The 16686-nt window shown below is 74.6% G+C and carries 12 protein-coding genes; 4 read left to right on the forward strand and 8 right to left on the reverse strand.

What is annotated here, in order from left to right; all coding sequences use genetic code 11:
- Positions 1-36: 36 nt before the first annotated feature.
- Entirely contained in the window at positions 37-282 is a 246-nt protein-coding gene (locus tag IO30_RS0117330; RefSeq protein ID WP_031144002.1) for a DUF397 domain-containing protein, read from the forward strand.
- 86 nt (positions 283-368) lie between these two features.
- Here IO30_RS0117330 and IO30_RS0117335 read toward each other — a convergent pair whose 3' ends face one another.
- The 4 genes from IO30_RS0117335 to eccB all read right to left on the reverse strand — a co-directional run bounded on the left by IO30_RS0117335 (position 369) and on the right by eccB (position 4203).
- Positions 369-677, reverse strand: coding sequence for a WXG100 family type VII secretion target (locus tag IO30_RS0117335; RefSeq protein WP_031144004.1), 309 nt, complete (start codon positions 675-677; stop codon positions 369-371).
- A gap of 41 nt (positions 678-718) precedes the next feature.
- Positions 719-1081: a WXG100 family type VII secretion target gene (locus tag IO30_RS0117340; protein WP_031144006.1), complete on the reverse strand. Its 363-nt coding sequence runs from the start codon at positions 1079-1081 to the stop codon at positions 719-721.
- A gap of 213 nt (positions 1082-1294) precedes the next feature.
- A complete protein-coding gene (mycP, locus tag IO30_RS0117345) occupies positions 1295-2620 on the reverse strand; it encodes a type VII secretion-associated serine protease mycosin (protein ID WP_078904745.1) in 1326 nt (441 codons plus the stop codon).
- Between the two features lie 2 nt (positions 2621-2622).
- Positions 2623-4203: a type VII secretion protein EccB gene (gene eccB / locus IO30_RS0117355; protein WP_031144010.1), complete on the reverse strand. Its 1581-nt coding sequence runs from the start codon at positions 4201-4203 to the stop codon at positions 2623-2625.
- 258 nt (positions 4204-4461) lie between these two features.
- Between eccB and eccE the strand changes: the two genes are divergently transcribed.
- The 3 genes from eccE to IO30_RS0117370 all read left to right on the forward strand — a co-directional run bounded on the left by eccE (position 4462) and on the right by IO30_RS0117370 (position 9429).
- Entirely contained in the window at positions 4462-5736 is a 1275-nt protein-coding gene (gene eccE / locus IO30_RS0117360) for a type VII secretion protein EccE (RefSeq protein ID WP_031144012.1), read from the forward strand.
- Positions 5733-6431, forward strand: coding sequence for a hypothetical protein (locus IO30_RS0117365; protein ID WP_031144014.1), 699 nt, complete (start codon positions 5733-5735; stop codon positions 6429-6431). The genes eccE and IO30_RS0117365 overlap by 4 nt, the downstream gene beginning before the upstream one ends.
- Before the next feature lie 142 nt (positions 6432-6573).
- Positions 6574-9429, forward strand: a complete 2856-nt coding sequence (locus IO30_RS0117370; protein ID WP_031144016.1) for an SCO5717 family growth-regulating ATPase — start codon at positions 6574-6576, stop codon at positions 9427-9429.
- 105 nt (positions 9430-9534) lie between these two features.
- Here IO30_RS0117370 and IO30_RS0117375 read toward each other — a convergent pair whose 3' ends face one another.
- The 4 genes from IO30_RS0117375 to rbfA all read right to left on the reverse strand — a co-directional run bounded on the left by IO30_RS0117375 (position 9535) and on the right by rbfA (position 16654).
- The gene (locus IO30_RS0117375) at positions 9535-10491 is read right to left on the reverse strand and encodes a bifunctional riboflavin kinase/FAD synthetase (RefSeq protein WP_078904175.1); all 957 of its coding nucleotides are present in this window, start codon (positions 10489-10491) and stop codon (positions 9535-9537) included.
- A gap of 162 nt (positions 10492-10653) precedes the next feature.
- Positions 10654-14817 carry a hypothetical protein gene (locus IO30_RS42020; protein WP_157853332.1) on the reverse strand — a complete coding sequence of 1388 codons (4164 nt, stop codon included), beginning with the start codon at positions 14815-14817 and terminating at the stop codon, positions 10654-10656.
- A gap of 464 nt (positions 14818-15281) precedes the next feature.
- Positions 15282-16190, reverse strand: a complete 909-nt coding sequence (truB, locus tag IO30_RS0117385; RefSeq protein ID WP_031144022.1) for a tRNA pseudouridine(55) synthase TruB — start codon at positions 16188-16190, stop codon at positions 15282-15284.
- On the reverse strand, positions 16190-16654 hold the full coding sequence (gene rbfA / locus IO30_RS0117390; protein ID WP_031144024.1) for a 30S ribosome-binding factor RbfA: 465 nt from the start codon (positions 16652-16654) through the stop codon (positions 16190-16192). The genes truB and rbfA overlap by 1 nt, the downstream gene beginning before the upstream one ends.
- Positions 16655-16686 lie beyond the last annotated feature (32 nt).

Genomic DNA, 16686 nt, shown 5'->3' on the forward strand with positions numbered 1-16686 from the left:
GTGGTGAAGACCGCGCCACCGAGGGAAAGGCCGCACATGGGCACCCAGCAGGAGAAGGACGAGCTGTACGCGCTCGACATCAGCGGCGTCGAGTGGGAGGGCCCGCCCGGGACCAGCCCGGACGAGGAGCGGGTCGAGATCGCCCGGCTCCCCGAGGGTGCGGTGGCGATGCGGTCCTCACTGGACCGGGACACCGTGCTGCGGTACACCGCGGCCGAGTGGGAGGCCTTCGTCCTGGGGGCCAGGGACGGCGAGTTCGACCTCGACCGCCCGGAGTCCTGACGGCGGCGCAGAGGGCAGAGGTACGACGAAGGGGCGCGCCCGGTGCGGGCGCGCCCCTTCGTCGTGTGCTCACGCGGGTGCCGGGCTCAGAAGGCCTCGGTGAACAGCGCCGAGGCCTTCTTGTCGGTGGCGCGGTAGTCGTCCTTGCCGCGCTCGACGAGGAGGGCGGTCTCTTCGAGACGGTCCTTCATGTGGTCGGCCTTGCCCTTGTACTTCTTCTGGAGGTCGACGTAGGCGGCGTGGGCCTCACCGTCCCAGGTGTCCGTGACCACGGTCAGTGCCGCGTCCATCGCGGCCAGGTCATCGACGATGTTCTTGGAGACCTGGCGGATCCGGTTCGCCATCGCCTGGACAGTCTCGTACTGGACCTTGGTGCGGCCGTCGTCGGCAGCCATGCTCTTCTCCTTCGTGCGGGGCTGGTGGGAAAACGGCTCGGTCAGACGCCGTTGAGGGCCGAGTTGTTCGGCGGCGGGGGCGGCGGCGTCTGGCCACCCTCGGCGGCCGCACGTGCGAACGCCGCACGCACCTCTTCGTCCTGCGCGTTGCTCAGGTTCTTGGTCTGCGACACCGCGTTGTGCAGGACACCGAGCAGGCGGCGGATCTCGTCGTGGTCGGTGTTGATGACCTCCTGGGCGCGGCCGAACGCCTGGGCACCCACACCGGTCCAGCCCGCGCTCACCGTGGCGAGGATGTCGGCCAGTTCACGGGACTGCTTGGTGACGGCGTTGGCCGTTTCGGCAATCTTGTTCTTGGCCTGGACGACGGGATCGTCTGCAAGTCCGAAAGTTCCTGTGCTCATCCGAAGCTCCTCACTTCTCAATTCGCCCACAGAACCGGCGGATTGCGTGGCGGAGCGGACGGTCCCCGGCGCGGCTTCGGCCACGCGCCCCGGGCATCCCCCTCCGCTTCACGCGATCCCCCGATCACATTCGTGAAGTCTGCCGCCACTCTAGCCAGTTCATCGACCGGGCCCAACACCGGATGGGTGCTTCCGTTGATGAACTGTGACCGTTCACTGCAAACGGCGGCCGCGCTTACGGGCGTCCCGGACGACCGTGGCCGTCCCCGCGATGACGGCGATGAGGACGGCTCCCGTGCCCAGAGCGTACGTGCCGAACCGTTCCTCGCGTTCCTGCGCCGTCTCGGTCAGCTGCAGGGCCGCCGCCTGCGGGGCGGCGGCGGGCGGCGGACCCGGGTCCGGTACGGGTGCCTTGGGGGCCTCGTGGTCCTGGCTGACCGCACGCACGGGGTCCACGACGCCCCATCCGACGTAGTCGTCACGGCCGTTGACCGAGCGCTCCGCGGTGTTCTGGATCTGCCAGACGATCTGCTGCGGGGTCCAGTCCGGGTGCTCGGCGCGCAGCAGGGCGGCCACTCCGGCGACGTACGGGGCGGAGAAGCTGGTGCCGTTGTCGATGCACTGGCCGAAGCCGGGGACGGTGGAGACCATGTCGACGCCGGGCGCCGCCACCCCGACGAAGTCCCCCGGCTGGGAGAAGGCGGCCCGCTCGTTGTTGCGGTCGGCCGCGGCCACCGCCAGTACTCCGGGGAAGGCCGCCGGGTACGTCTTGCGCTTCTCGCCGCTGAGGCCGTCGTTGCCCGCCGAGGCGACCACCACGGCCTTCGCGTCGAGGGCCTTCTGGACGGACTTGGCCAGCTCGGAGTCCGCGGTCAGCGGGGCGTCGGTGTCCTGGGAGATGTTGATGACCTGGGCGCCCTGGGAGACCGCGTGGTCGATGGCCTGGCTCAGGGTGAGGGCGTTGCCCTTGCCCTGCCCGTCGTTCTGCCGGATGGGGATGATCGTGGCCTCGGGGGCCAGGCCCACGAAGCCCGTGCCCTGCTGGGGGCGGGCCGCGATCAGGCCGGCGACCTTGGTGCCGTGGCCGACGGTGTCGGTGGTCCCGTCGCCGCCCTTGGGGTCGACGAAGTCCTTGCCCGCGCCGGTGTCCAGGGCGCCGCTGAGCTGCGGGTTGGCGCGGTCCACGCCGGTGTCGATGACCGCGACGCGCACGCTCTTGCCGGACTTGTCCTTGCCCTTGGTCTGCGCCCACAAGGCGTCGAGGAGGAGCCGCTGGAGGGCCCAGGGCCGGTCCTCGATCTGCTTCTTCATGGGGAAGGTGCACTCGCCCGCGCCCGCGAGTCCGAGGGCGTACGGGGGCTGCGGCGGGGCGCCTTCGGCGCCCGCGGCCGCAGCGGCGCCGGCCGCGCCGCAGAGCGCGCCGAGGGTGAGGGCCGCGGTGAGGAGCGCGCCGCGGCGCACCGGGGCGCGTCCGGCCGCGGGTGCGGGCGCGGATGCGGATGCGGGCGCGGATGCGGGTTGCGTGTTCTGGTTCGTCATCGTCACGAACCCTGGGGCTGGCGGGCCGAGTTGGTGTCCAGGCGCGGGCCCTTGGAGAGGAACTCCGACCAGGCGATGGGCACCATGGCCGGGACGGTGCCGCCGTAGCCGAGCCTGATCTGCGCCTGGCTGGCCTCGGGCCGGGCGTCCGAGGAGCCCTTGTCCTGCTGGTCGGGTGCGCCGATCTTCGACTGTTCGGCGTCGCTGTCGCCGTTGGCCTGGACCGCGTACCGCAGACCGGTGTCGGTGACCAGGAAGAGGGATCCGCCGGCCGTGGTCTGCTTGCCCTGGACCTGGGTGTAGAGCAGCCCGGAGCCCGGGGTGACGTACGCGCTCGTACCGCTGGCCGTGATGTCGATGGGGAAGGCGGTGCCGGCCCAGGTGCTCAGGGTCTGGTTGCCCTGCCCGTCGACCGAGCGCAGGACGTTGCAGACGGTGTCGCGGCCGCCGGAGCCGCCGGAGCCCGTACCGGCGGCGGGCTCGGACTGGTTGATCCGCTCCGCCTTGCGCTGCGGCCACCGCACCGTGCCGAGGAAGGGCGTGGCGTCGGGGTCGAGCGACTGGAGGTCGATCTCCCGTGCCTTGCCGTGCATGTTGAGGCCGTCGGTCTCGGGCGCCGAGATCAGCAGCCAGGCGACGAACTCGGAGACCGGTGCGACCTTCCCGGGCAGGACCACGTAGTGCTGGGTGCCGGCGCCGGTCTGGGCCGTGAGCACCATGCCGACCTTGTTGTCCGCGGTGCCCAGGCCGCTGACGCCCGCATCGGCGCCCGCCTTGCCGGGAAGCTGCGGGAAGGCCAGGTCCTCGCCGGCGTTGAGGGTCGCCAGCCACTGCTCGGTGACCTGCTGGGGGGTGGCTCCGGTCCCGACCAGCGCGGTGGTCATCGTCCCGGCGGCGGGAGTGCCCTCGGGGAACTTGTACTTCGTACCGGTCCCGTCGACGAGGTAACGCTCCTTGCCCGCACCGGTGCTCTGGACGTACAGCGACTGGGTGTCGGTGACCTTGCGGGTGTCGTCCAGCAGGCCCGCCTCGCGGTCGGCGAGGACGAAGGTGGCCGTCTGCACCCCGCGGCCGTTGCCGCCGGGCTGCTGGCAGACCGCCCAGCGCTTGGCCTTGCCGGCGTCCGCCTGGCTGGGGAGCCGGTCGGGGGCGTAGGGGATGCCGACGATGGGGCCGCGCGGCGGCTTGCCCGCGTCCAGCACCTTGTCGTCGACCTGCACGACCTTGAACTTCTTCGGATCCAGCAGCAGTCGGGCGGAGGAGAGGTTGAGCACCGGGTGCAGCCGGGTCTGGTCCTTGCCGTTCACCTTGGTCGTCAGCACCACGTAGCGGGTCGTCGACTGCTTGCCGACGATCACCTGGGTACCGGGCTCCGCCCAGCCCTTGGGCGCCGTGGGCTTGAACATGCCCCAGGCCCCGAAGCCGACGAGCACGAGCGCGCCGATGATCACCCCGGGCAGGACCGCGCGCAGCGGCCGGGGCGCACCCTCTTCGGTCCCCGTGGCGGAGGGCTGGAGGAACGCGGCCACCGTGCGCCGCTTCGCAAAGGTGTACGCGTTGAGCTCATCACGTCGTGATGCCATGACCGTCTGTTTCTCCCCGCACGGCCCGGTAGGTGAGTACGGTCCCCGGGCCTCGATTGTCGGACCGGGCACCTACTATGCCTCTTGACGGACGGTATGCACGGGCCGGGTAGGGTGAGGCTGCCGCTCAGCGCCTCCCGGACCCGGGTGGTCAGGGCTCGTTGGGGCGGATCGGGGAGATGACGGAGCCGGGCGGCAGGTGTCGCGCGGCCCCGGGACGCACGGGGTCTGTCCCCGGAAAGGGGAGGGGCGCGCGTGATGGCCACTGCTACGGAGCCGGCCGCCGGCCCGGCCGCACCCGCGCGGGGCGGGGTGACGCCGCATCCGAAGTCGAGCCCGGGCCGGTTCGGTCCGTTCCGATTGCAACAACTGGTACTGCTTCAAGTCGCCGCAGCGGTCCTGCTGGTGGCCTGGGTCGTCGAACCGCTGCTGCTCGTACCCGCCGGTGTGCTCGCGGTCGTCCTGCTCCTGCTCGCCGTCGTACGCCGCCACCAGCGCTCGCTGCCCGAGTGGATCGGCGGCGCGCTCGCCCTGCGCGCGCGCCGTCGGCGGGCCGCGTCCCTGAGCGTTCCCGCGGGCACCGAGCCGGGGCTGGCACCGCTGGTCGAGGCCGATCCGGCGCTGCGGACCCTCACGTTCAGCGACCGCGACCGGCGGCCCGTCGGGATGATCGGCGACGGGACCTTCCTGACCGCGGTCGTCCAGGTCGACACGGACGCCACCGCGCTGCGGCCCGACCGGGCCGCCCGGCCGCTGCCCCTCGCCGTGGTCCGCGACGTCCTGGAGGTGGACGGCATCCGGCTGGAGTCCGCGCAGTTGGTGCAGCACACCCAGCCCGCGCCGGCCCCACACCTGCCCGCCCAGTCGATGGCCACCCGCAACTACGCGCCGCTGCAGGCCCGGACCGGCACCCCGGCGGTCCGGCTGACCTGGATCGCGCTCAAGCTCGACCCGGAGCTGTGCCCCGAGGCGGTCACCGCGCGCGGCGGCGGCCTGGAGGGTGCGCAGCGCTGTGTGGTGCGCACCGCCGACCAGTTGGCGAGCCGGCTGGCCGGAGCCGGGTTCAAGGCCACGGTGCTGACGGAGCAGGAGCTGACGGCCGCCCTGGCGACCTCCTCCTGCGCGAACCCGATGGCGATCACCCAGGCGGGCCGGTCGGCCAGCACGGGCCGGCGTACCGAGGAGACCCCGCGGACCTGGCGCTGCGACGACCGCCGCCACACCACGTACTGGATAGGCCGCTGGCCGCAGCTCGGCGGCGCCGGGGCGGCGGCGCTGCCGCAGTTCGTGGCGCTGCTGACCTCGCTTCCCGCGCTGGCGACGAACTTCAGCCTGACGATGGCCCGGGCGGAGCGGCAGGGCGTGACGCTGACCGGACACGTCCGGGTCACCGGGCGCAGCGACGAGGAACTGGTCTCGGCCCGCCGCGAGTTGGAGCGGACGGCCCGGGGCGTGAAGGCCGGGCTGGTACGGCTCGACCGTGAACAGGTACCGGGGCTGCTGGCTTCGCTGCCGCTGGGAGGCGCGCGATGAGGGGCGGTTTCGGACTGGTCGGGCCCCGGCGGGAGCGCCATGTGGTGCCCGCGGCGGACCTGGACTCGCTGGCGCTGCCGGTCGGGGACGACGGGGTCGTCATCGGCGTGGACGCCGAGGGCCGGCCGGCGGTGCTCGGCATCAACCGGCCGACGCCCTACGAGGTGACGCTCATCGGCGGCCTGTGGACGGCCCAGGTGCTGGCGCTGCGCGCGGCGGCCACCGGGGCCCGCGTGGCGGTGGAGACCGGGCGCGGGCAGGCGTGGTCGGGGCTGGCCCAGGCGGCCGGCGGCGGGCAGCAGTGCGTCACCCTGCACGAGGTGGGCCGGGTACCGCCGCAGGGCGCGTCCGCGGGCAGCCCGGTGCTGGTGGTCCGCGACTGCGGGATGCGGCCGCCGCGCGGCCGGGTGGTCGCGGGGCCGTGGCAGTCGGTGCTGACCCTGCTGCCGTACCTGAGCCCGACGGCGCCGCGGCTGCTCCAGCAGTCCTCGCTGGTCGGCGTGCAGCGGGTGTCGCCCGACGAGGCGGAGCAGATCGGCGGCCTGATGAACCTGCCCCGGCCCGCGGTGGATTCCCTGCCGACCCTGGGCGACGGGGTGACGCTGTGGTGCACGCAGCGGGACCGGCAGTTCGTGATGACCCAGGGGACGGACGCGGAGACGGGCCTGCTGGGCCCGTCGCGGCGCATCGACTGACCCGGGGCGACCGGGATGCGGGGCCTGCCGACGGCGCGGGCCGAAGGGGCGCGGGCGTGTGCGGCGCGGGCGCGATTAGGCTGAGTGCGGGCGTGGCGTCGAGGCGGGCGCCGGACCGGTGTTCGACAGACCAGGAGGACCAGTGAACGGCGATCGGAACGAGAGGCGCGGCGGGACGTGGGACGTCCCGACGGACGATCAGTCCGACGCGGAGCCCGAGCTGACGGGCGAGTTCACCATCGACTACACCCCGCCGGCCTGGTACACCCAGGACGCGGCTCCGGCCGCGGCGGTGCCGGGGCTCCCGGAGGGCAGCGGGTTCGAGCCGCACCGCCCCTCGGACGTGGCGTCGCCCCCGACCATGCGGATGGCTCCGCCGGCTCCGCGCACCCCGTCGGACGGCGCGGGCCTGCCCGCGGCGTTCTCGGCCTCGGGCGACCCGACGCCGATCGCGGCCGAGGCCGCGGCCGCGCCGTACGCGGCCCCGGGTGAAGCGGCACCCGCCGCGGCCCCCTCGGCCCCTGCTCCGGCCGAGGGAGCGCCGGCCGCGCCGTACCCGGCCCCGGGTGAGGCAGCACCTGCTGCGCCGTACCCGGCTTCCTCCGACGCGGCACCCGCCGCGCCGTACGGGACCCCGGCCTCACCTGAGGCGACCGCACCGCCCGCGCCGTACACGGCTCCGGCTCCGGCCGAGGCAGCACCGCCGGCGCCGTACACGGCTCCGGCTCCGGCTCCGGCTCCGGCTCCGGCCGAGGTGACCGCACCGCCCGCGCCCTACGGGGCTCCGGCCGACGCCGTACCTGCCGCGCCCTCCACGGCCCCGGCCCCGGCTCCGGCCGAGGCCGAGGTCGCACCGCCCGCGCCGTACGCAGCCGCGGCTCCGGACCCGTACGCGGCTCCGCCCGCACCGTTCACCGCGCCGGCCGACGCGACACCCCAGGCCCCGGCCGAGGCGCCGTTCGCGGCTCCGGCCGACGCCGTACCTCCGGCGCCCCTCCTGCCTCCGGCTCCGGCCGAGGCCGAGGCGGCACCGCCCGCGCCGTACGCAGCGCCGGCTCCGGCCGACGCCGTCCCGGCCCCGTACGCAACTCCGCCCGCGCCCTTCGGCGCGCCGACCCCGGCCGACGCAGACGCCCCTGCCGCTCCGGAGACCCCTTTCGGGGGACCCGAAGCGGTTGCGGCCGCCCCCGAGGGAGTGACCGGTTCCACCGGTCCGCACGACACCCCGGCGACGGCCGGGACGCCCGGCTTCCCCGGCGGCCAGGCCCCGACCCCCTTCGCGGGGTCCGGCGGCGAACTGCCCCCGCCTCCGCCCGCGTTCGCGGTGACCCAGGCGCCGGAGGGCTACGGCTTCCCGCCGCAGAGCCAGGCACCGGCCCCCGCGCAGCCGCAGGCACCCGAGGGCTACGGCTTCCCGCCCCAGGCCGCCACCCCCGCGCCGCCCCAGCCGCAGGCCCCTGACGGCTACGGCTTCCCGCCGCAGGCCCAGGCACCGGCCCCCGCGCAGCCGCAGGCACCCACCGCGCCCGACGGGTACGGGTTCCCGCCCCAGGCCGCAGCCCCCGTACAGCCGCAGGCACAGCCCCAGGCCCCCGACGGGTACGGCTTCCCGCCGCAGGGCCAGGCACCCGCGCCCGCACAGCCGCAGGCACCGGCACCGGCACAGCCCCAGGCCCAGCAGCCGCAGCCGCAGTTCGACCCGCGCGGGGCCGCGCCCTGGTCCGCCGGGCCGTCACAGCAGCAGCCGCACCAGCCGCCTCAGCCGCACGACCCCCGCTACGCGACCGGCCCGGCCACCGGTGGGGCTCCGCTCGGCTACACGGCCGCGGTCGAGCTGTCCTCGGACCGCCTGCTGCGCAACAAGCAGAAGCCCAAGAACAGCGGCGGCGCCGGAGGCGGTGGCGGCGGCCTGTTCCGCTTCGGCGGCAAGGCGGCCGAAGCCGAACGCCAGCGCAAGCTCGAACTGATCCGCACCCCGGTGATGTCCTGCTACCGCATCGCCGTCATCAGCCTCAAGGGCGGCGTCGGCAAGACCACGACCACCACCGCCCTCGGCGCCACCCTCGCCACCGAGCGCCAGGACAAGATCCTGGCCATCGACGCGAACCCCGACGCCGGCACCCTCGGCCGCCGCGTCCGCCGCGAGACCGGCGCCACGATCCGGGACCTCGTCCAGGCGATCCCGTACCTCAACTCGTACATGGACATCCGGCGGTTCACCTCCCAGGCCCCGTCCGGGCTGGAGATCATCGCCAACGACGTGGACCCGGCGGTCTCCACCACCTTCAACGACGAGGACTACCGCCGCGTCATCGAGACCGTGGGCCGCCAGTACCCGATCGTCCTCACCGACTCGGGCACCGGTCTGCTGTACTCCGCCATGCGCGGGGTCCTGGACCTGGCCGACCAGCTGATCATCATCTCGACCCCGTCCGTGGACGGCGCCAGCAGCGCCAGCACCACGCTCGACTGGCTCTCCGCCCACGGCTACGCCGATCTCGTCTCCCGCTCCCTCACCGTCATCTCGGGCGTGCGCGAGACCAGCAAGATGATCAAGATCGAAGACATCGTGCAGCACTTCGAGACCCGCTGCCGGGGCGTCGTCGTGGTGCCCTTCGACGAACACCTCGCGGCCGGGGCCGAGGTCGACCTCGACATGATGCGGCCCAAGACCCGCGAGGCCTACTTCAACCTCTCCGCCCTCGTGGCCGAGGACTTCGTCCGGGCCCAGCAGCAGAGCCAGCACAACCACTGGGGCGCGCCGCAACAGCCCCAGCAGTCCCAGCAGTCCCAGCAGTCCCAGCCCCCACAGCAGCCGTACGGGCAGCCCCAGGGCCAGCCGGGCAACCAGCCGGGGTACCCGCAGCAGCCCCAGCCCGGCCAGCCCCAGCAGCCGTACGGCCAGCCGTACCCGCAGCCCGGCCAGCCCTGGCAGCCTCCGGCCCCGCAGCCGGGGCAGTACCCGCAGCAGCCGCCGCGCGACCCCCGCGTCGGCTGACCGGGCGCGTACGGCAGCACCGCGCCACCGCAGCAAGGAGGGCCCGTACCTGCCCGGATCGTCGATCCGGGAAGGTACGGGCCCTCACCCGTTCGCGCAGGAGCGTCAGCGCTCCGCGTCGTACGCGTCCGTCAGCACCCGCGCCCGCTTCACGTCGTCCGCGATGGCCTCCAGCAGGCCGTCCAGGGACTCGAACTTCGCCATCCCGCGCACGTAGGCGAGGAAGTCGACGGTGACGTGCATGCCGTACAGGTCCAGCCCGATGCGGTCGATCGCGTACGCCTCGACGGTCCGTTCGGTGGCGTCGAACTGCAGGTTCGTGCCCACCGAGATGGCCGCGGGCATCCGCTCGCCGTCCGCCGTCAGCCAGCCCGCGTACACCCCGTCCGCCGGGATCGCGGTGTGCGGCCGGGTCTCGACGTTCGCCGTCGGGTAGCCGAGCTCGCGTCCGCGCTGCGCGCCGCGCACGACCACGCCCTCGACCCGGTGCGGCCGCCCCAGGATCTCGGCGGCGCCCTCCATATCACCCTCGGCGACCAGCCTGCGCGCCAGCGTCGAGGAGAACGGCACCCCGCCGCCCGCCTCGCCGCGCTCGACCAGGTCCACGACCTCGACCTCGTAGTCGTAGGTGGAGCCCAGCTCGCGCAGGAAGTCGACGTTCCCGGCCGCGCGGTGGCCGAAGCGGAAGTTCGGTCCCTCGATGACGGCGCGCGCGTGCAGCTTGTCGACGAGCACCTTCACGATGAAGTCGGCCGGGGACAGCTGCGAGAAGTCCGCCGTGAACGGCAGGATCAGCAGGGCGTCCACGCCCAGCGCGCCCATCAGCTCGGCCCGCCGGTCGTACGGGGCCAGGATCGGCGGGTGGCTTCCGGGACGGACGACCTCGCTCGGGTGCGGGTCGAAGGTGACGACGACGGAGGGCAGGCCCAGCTCGCGGGCCTTGGCCACGGCCCGTCCGATGATCAGCTGGTGACCCCGGTGCACACCGTCGTACGAGCCGATGGTGACGACGCTGCGTCCCCAGTCCTGGGGGATGTCCTCCAAGCCACGCCAGCGCTGCACTGTGACCGCTCCTCGCCCGAACCCTTGTAGTCCTTGAACTGATTGCCGATTGCAGGTCTAAGACTGCCATGCCGGGGACCGGTGGCCAGCATCGGCGTCCGTCCGTCGGCCGCCCCGGTCCGGGTCCGGCCGTCACCGCAGGTCATGTCACAGCACGCCGCATCACGTCACATCCTGAGCCGCGGCAGCCGAGATGAGCGTCTCCACCGTCCTGCGGGCGCTCGGACCCAGCAGCGCCGCGGCCTCCGTCGCCGCCTCCGCCATCCATCGGACCACGAACGAACCGAAGGCCGGGTCCCTGCGGGCCAGCTCCACCGTCCGCCGCTCGAACACCGCGAGCCCGCCCGGAGCCCGCATCAGCTGCCGCCCGGTGCGCCTCAGCAGCTCCCGGGTCCGGCCGGGCGGCCGTACGCCGGCCCCGGAGGCCACGGCACCGAGGAACACGTCGAGTACCTGCGGGTCGCTCTCCTCGCGCAGCAGTACGTCGGCCAGCTCGCCGCGCAGCGGCTGCGAGGCCGCGCCGCCCGGCGCGGCCAGGACCGGGGCCAGCGCGGACCGCACGCCCACCGGGGCGGACCGGAGCAGGTCGAGGACGAGCGGCCGGAGCACGGAGGCCGCGACCGGGCCCTGTTCGAGGCGCAGGTCCACGAAGGCGGCGGCGTGCGGGGCGTCCTCGGGGTGGCGCGCCAGGTGTTCGCGTACGAGGTCACCCGCGCGCCGGGCCAGCCCCGGCGTCGTCAGCGCGGCCAGGGCCCGCACCACCTCTCCGTCGGCCCGCTCCCGCAGGGCTGCGAACACCGCGTCCTGGTCGGGCAGTACGGGCAGGGCTGCGACCAGCGTCGCCGCGGGGAGCCGGGCGCCGCACGCGGGTCCGTCGGCGGTGCCGGGGTCACGGAAGCGGGCGAGGGCCTGCGGCAGGTACCGGCCGCGCACCTGCGGGTCACGGAGCAGTACGGCCAGGGCGCTGCCGTGCAGGGCGGCGTCGGCGGGGCGGGCGAGCAGCGCCTGGGCGGCGTGGCGCAGCAGGTCGCGGTCGGCGGGGGTGCGCACGTGCGGGGCGGCGGCCTGCCCGTACACGGCGGCCGCGACCCGGCGCCCGGGCCGTTCGTCGTGCGCCCAGCGGTCCACGGCCCGGCACAGGGCGGAGGACTCCTCCTCGGCGAGTACGGCCAGCAGTTCGTCGGCGCACGGGTGGGCGGCGGCCACGAGCGCTTCGGTCAGATCGTCCGGGGCGCGGCGGCGGTGCGTGTGGAGCAGGGCCTGGGCGGCGGCGGCGACCGTGGCGCCGGGGCGGCCGCGCAGGCGGCGCCCGTCGGTGAACCAGGCGCAGAGCAGCGGCTGGGCCAGCTTCGGGTCACGGGCGAGGCGGCGGGCGGCGGCGTCGAGGTAGCGGTCCCCGGGAACGGCTTCGGCCGGGTCGGCGGGCAGCAGGCGGCGCAGGAGGTCGAGGCGGTCGGGCTCGGGCAGCCGGAGCCGGTTCCAGAACCACCCGCCGAACTCGCCGGGCCCGGTGCGGGCCACGTGCTCGGCGAGGGCGTGCAGGACGGGCAGGTGCGGGAGGGCGTCGGGCGTCCTGAGCAGGCTCTCGCGCAGCAGCCGGGCCGCCCACCAGGCCTGGTCGCGCAGGCTGTCCCCGGCGGTGGGGCCTGCGGAGGCGGGGCCTGCGGAGGCGGGGCCTGCGGAGGCGGGCGGGGTGGCCGGCGGGGTCTCCTGGAGGTCCTCGGCGAGGCCGTTGAGGCGGTGGACCAGGCCCATCAGCGTCCGGTGCCGTTCCTGCGGGGGCAGCCTGCGCAGGGCTTCCAGGACGGGCCCGATCCGGTGCCGGGGCACGGGCCGCCCCGGTCCCGCAGGACGGCGTACGAGGGTGGCGAGGGCCGTCGGAACGTCCAGGTGGCAGGCCTGGACCCAGTCGGACAGCGCCTCGTGGCCGAAGCGGTAGCCGGACCCGGCGGGTACCAGCAGCCCTTCGGCGAGCACGGCCGCGGCCCAGCCGGTGCGCCAGGGGAACAACTCCTCGAAGGAGGCGCGGTCCAGCTGTCCCCGGCCGGGCCCCAGGCACCGGCGGGCGGCCTCGTGCACCCTGCCCGCCACCCGTGCCGCGAGCCGCCGGACGCCCGGGCCGTGCACCCCGGCGGGCCCGGCCCCGTCTGCGGCGACCCGGACGGCCGCTCGCAGGCAGAGCAGGTCCAGGTGGGCGGCGAAGACCTCGTCCCGGCCGGGGCGGCCGGAGGTGACCCCGGCCGCACGGATCCCGGAGAGCAGGCGCAGGGTGAGCGGATGGCGGGCGTCGGCCGCGTGCACGGCGTCGGCGGGGATGCCCAGCCGGGTCAGGGCGGCCCCGGCCTCGGCGGGGGTGAGGTCGCCGAGGAGCAGCGCGGGCGGCAGCCGCCGGGCGGGCCGGGCCGGGACGTGCAGGTCCCCGGGCGGGTAGAGGGCCCCGGCCCGTTCCCAGTGCTCGGGCCGGGCAGCGACGATCATGCGGGCGCCCGTGGCGCGGAGCCAGGCCGCGGTGGCCGCGGTCCAGGGTCCGGGCGGGTCCGACAGTTCCGGCGGCGCCTCCTCCGCGGAGTCCAGGACGATCAGCAGGCCCCGCCCGGCATCCTCACAGAGCCGCGCCACCCGCTCGGCGACGCCGTCCTGCAGGGGCGGCGCCGGTGCTACGGAGCCCGCCGAGGCCGCGGCACGCTGCTGCGGCACGGCCACCGCCGCAGGCACCCCGGCCGGATCAAGCACAGCCCACCCCCCGGCCCCGACCCCAAGTCCCGGGCCAGGACGAGAACCGGACCCGAGCCCGGGACCGATGCTGGAGCTGGAGCTGGAGCCGAGACCGGAACCGAAGCCCAGGGCTGAGCCAGAGCCGACCCCGACACCGAGACCGGAGCCGGACCCGACACCGGAGCCGGAGCCAGAGCCCGGACGGGAGCCAGGTCCGGACGCGAAGCCGGAGCCGGAGCCGGAGCCGGGCCCGAGAACGGAGCGTGACCCGACACCGAGACGGGAGCCAGGTCCGGACGCGAAGCCGGAGCCGGAGCCGGGCCCGAGAACGGAGCGTGACCCGACGCCGAGACGGGAACCGGGCCCTGGACCGGAGCCGGAGCCGGGGCGGACATCGGGACCGGAGTCGGGCCCGAGGCCGTGACCGGGGCTGGTGGGATCCGGGCCGGAGCCGGGACCCGGCGGCGCGGGGGCCTGCGCGGGGGCACGGACACAGTCAGAAGGCTGAGCGGAACCAGGCGACGCCCCGGTGAACTGAACCGCTGCGGCCGAGATCCGAGAACCCGCGGCCGATGTTTGAGAGCCCGCGGCCGAGATCCGGGACCCAGCGGCTGAGGTCCCGGGCCCGTTGGCCAGGATCTCGGATGCCGTGGACAGGGTCTCGGATGCCGTGGACAGGGCCCGGGACACCGCGGCGGCCAGGGAGTCGTCGCCGCCCCGCAGGTCCGACCCGCGGAGCCACAGGGTGGGGGCGGGGTGTCCGCGCCGCGCCCGGCGCGCGGCCAGGGCTGCCAGGGCCGTGGTCCTGCCGGTGCCCGGTTCCCCCACCAGGCCGAGGACCGGACGGTCCCCCGCCGTGAAGGCGTCCAGTTCCGCGGCGATGCCCGGCCGCTCCACGGGTTCGCTTCCAGGTCCGGCGCCGTCCGGAGGGAGGGCCGGGCCCCGGGTGGCCGCGGTCAGTTCCAGTGCTCCGGCGAGGTTCAGGTCCGCCCCGTGGCCGGGCACGGTAGCGGCGTTGCGCTCCAGCAGTACGGCCAGGGGGCCGCCCGGGTCTGCGGCGGCCGCCGCATGCAGGGCCACGGCGAAGTCACCGGTCCGGTGCTCCGCCTGCAGAGCAGTGCTCACCACCGCGAGCACCGCACCGGTCGTGGCGTCGAGAACCGGGCCCCCGCAGGCCTCTCCGCCCCGCCTCAGCGCGTCCCGCCCGTCGGTGCCGATCGCCAGCTCCAGGGCCAGGTCCGCCGGCACGTCGTGGGCTTCGCCCACCGCCCGGCAGGTCACCTCGGCGCCCCCCAGCACCCGCGCCTGCCGCCATCCCCGCGCGGCCAGCCGTACGTAGGCCCCCGGGGCGACCGGTCCGCGCAGTGCCACCGGCAGCGGCCGCACCCCCAGCCCGTCGGTCCGCACCAGCGCCAGCCCCACCCCCGGCAACACCGTCACGTCCGCGGGTCCGGCCAGCCAGGTCCGCCCGCCGGGTCCGGGTGCGTGCAGGAACACCTGGGTCAGTCCCGCGACGGCCCGGTGGCTGGTGATCACCGTCCCGGCCAGGTCTGCGAGGAATCCGCTGCCACGCGGCAGCCCGGCCGGATCGCGGAGGATGACGAGCTCCACGCCCTCGGCGTGACCGGCGCCTCCGTACACGTCCGAGCCGGTCCCGCCGAGCACACCGGTCCCGCCGGCCCCGCCGGTCCCGCCAGCCCTACCGAGTACACCGGTCCCGCCGGTTACGTCCGTTCCCTGGGTCCCGCCGACCTCGTCCGTCGCCACAGCCGCACCACTCCCCCGCCGCTCCCCGTCCTCACGACGGTAGGCAGGTGAAGATCAGCACGAAAAGGACGCAAGACGAACGCGCCCCCCTACGCTCCCCGCATTCACTCCGAGCGCCTGCTCGGACGGGTGAATACCGGGGTCCGGGTGGATAGAGACCTACCCGAGGGGGGTCGTGGAGCGGTGAGCAGCAGTACATGTGCGCTCACCGCTCCACGTCGACAGCGTCAGCGACAGCGACGTCCACATCGACATCGAATCGAATCGACGCGGCACCCGCTACGCGGTAGCAGGCGGCCCGTACCGGATCAGGCGAAGACCGCGAGGGACTTCGCCTTCCCGCCCTTGCTCTCCACGAGCCCGAGCAGCTGGCCCTCCGGGCCGTAGACCGCGACCGCCTTGCCCGCCTCGTACACCTCGGGCATGTCGATCCGCACGCCGTTGGCGAGCAGCGAGGCCCGCCGTGCGTCCAGGTCCCAGCGCGGGAAGGCCGCGTCGGCCGCCTCGCCGATCGGCATGACGGTCAGCTCCTCCTGGAGCTGGTCCAGGGTCCGGGCCCGGTCGATCTTGTACGGGCCGACCCGGGTCCGCCGCAGCGCGGTGAGGTGCCCGCCGACGCCCAGGTCGGCGCCGAGGTCACGGGCCAGGGCGCGGATGTACGTACCGCTGGAGCAGACGACGGAGACGACCAGGTCGACGACCTTGGTGCCGTCCTCGGCCTCCGCCTCGCGCATGTCGTACACCTGGAACGAGGAGACGGTCACCGGGCGGGCCGGGATCTCGAAGTCCTCGCCGTCGCGGGCGCGCTTGTAGGAACGCACGCCCTTGATCTTGATGGCGCTGACCTTGGACGGGACCTGCATGATCTCGCCGGACAGCTTGGCGATGCCCTCGTCCACGGCCTCCCGGGTGACCCCGGCGGCATCCGTGGAGGAGGTGATCTCGCCTTCGGCGTCGTCCGTCAGGGTGTTCTGGCCCAGCCGGATCGTGCCGAGGTACTCCTTCTCCGTGAGCGCGAGGTGACCGAGGAGCTTGGTCGCCTTCTCCACGCCCAGGACCAGCACGCCCGTCGCCATCGGGTCGAGGGTGCCGGCGTGGCCGACGCGGCGGGTCTTGGCGATCCCGCGCATCTTGGCGACCACGTCGTGCGAAGTGAAGCCGGACGGCTTGTCGACGATGACAAGGCCGTCCGGAGTCTTCCCTGCGTCGGTGCTCATTACGCGGTTGCGTCCTCGTCGTCGTCCCCGGCCGAGTCGTCCTCATCGGGCTTCTTGTACGGGTCGGCGTCGCCGGCGTACTTCGCGCCGGAGGAGACCTCCCGCACCTGGGCGTCGGAGGTACGCGCCTTCTCGAGGAGGTCCTCGATGGTCTTGGCGTTCTCCGGGAGGGCGTCCGCGACGAAGGTCAGGGTGGGCGTGAACTTGGTGCCCGCCGCCCGGCCGACCGCGGAACGCAGAACGCCCTTGGCGCTCTCCAGGCCCGCAGCCGCACTGGCCCGGTCCTCGTCGTCCCCGTAGACCGTGTAGAAGACCGTGGCCTCCCGCAGGTCGCCGGTGACCCGGGTGTCCGTGATGGTCACGTGCGTCCCGAGGCGGGGGTCCTTGACGCCGCGCTGCAGCTTCTCGGCCACCACCTCCCGGATGAGGTCCGCCAGCTTCTTCGCCCGCGCATTGTCGGCCACTGGTCCGTCTCCTTCTTTTCTTGCAGACAAGC

The sequence above is a fragment of the Streptomyces xanthophaeus genome, from assembly GCF_000725805.1.
Taxonomy (GTDB): domain Bacteria; phylum Actinomycetota; class Actinomycetes; order Streptomycetales; family Streptomycetaceae; genus Streptomyces; species Streptomyces xanthophaeus.

Bases quoted from the DNA above. Each gene is read 5' to 3' on its own strand.
- IO30_RS0117330 (WP_031144002.1), top strand. From the start codon at position 37: ATGGGCACCCAGCAGGAGAAGGACGAGCTGTACGCGCTCGACATCAGC.
- IO30_RS0117335 (WP_031144004.1), bottom strand. From the start codon at position 677: ATGGCTGCCGACGACGGCCGCACCAAGGTCCAGTACGAGACTGTCCAG.
- IO30_RS0117340 (WP_031144006.1), bottom strand. From the start codon at position 1,081: ATGAGCACAGGAACTTTCGGACTTGCAGACGATCCCGTCGTCCAGGCC.
- mycP (WP_078904745.1), bottom strand. From the start codon at position 2,620: ATGACGAACCAGAACACGCAACCCGCATCCGCGCCCGCATCCGCATCC.
- eccB (WP_031144010.1), bottom strand. From the start codon at position 4,203: ATGGCATCACGACGTGATGAGCTCAACGCGTACACCTTTGCGAAGCGG.
- eccE (WP_031144012.1), top strand. From the start codon at position 4,462: ATGGCCACTGCTACGGAGCCGGCCGCCGGCCCGGCCGCACCCGCGCGG.
- IO30_RS0117365 (WP_031144014.1), top strand. From the start codon at position 5,733: ATGAGGGGCGGTTTCGGACTGGTCGGGCCCCGGCGGGAGCGCCATGTG.
- truB (WP_031144022.1), bottom strand. From the start codon at position 16,190: ATGAGCACCGACGCAGGGAAGACTCCGGACGGCCTTGTCATCGTCGAC.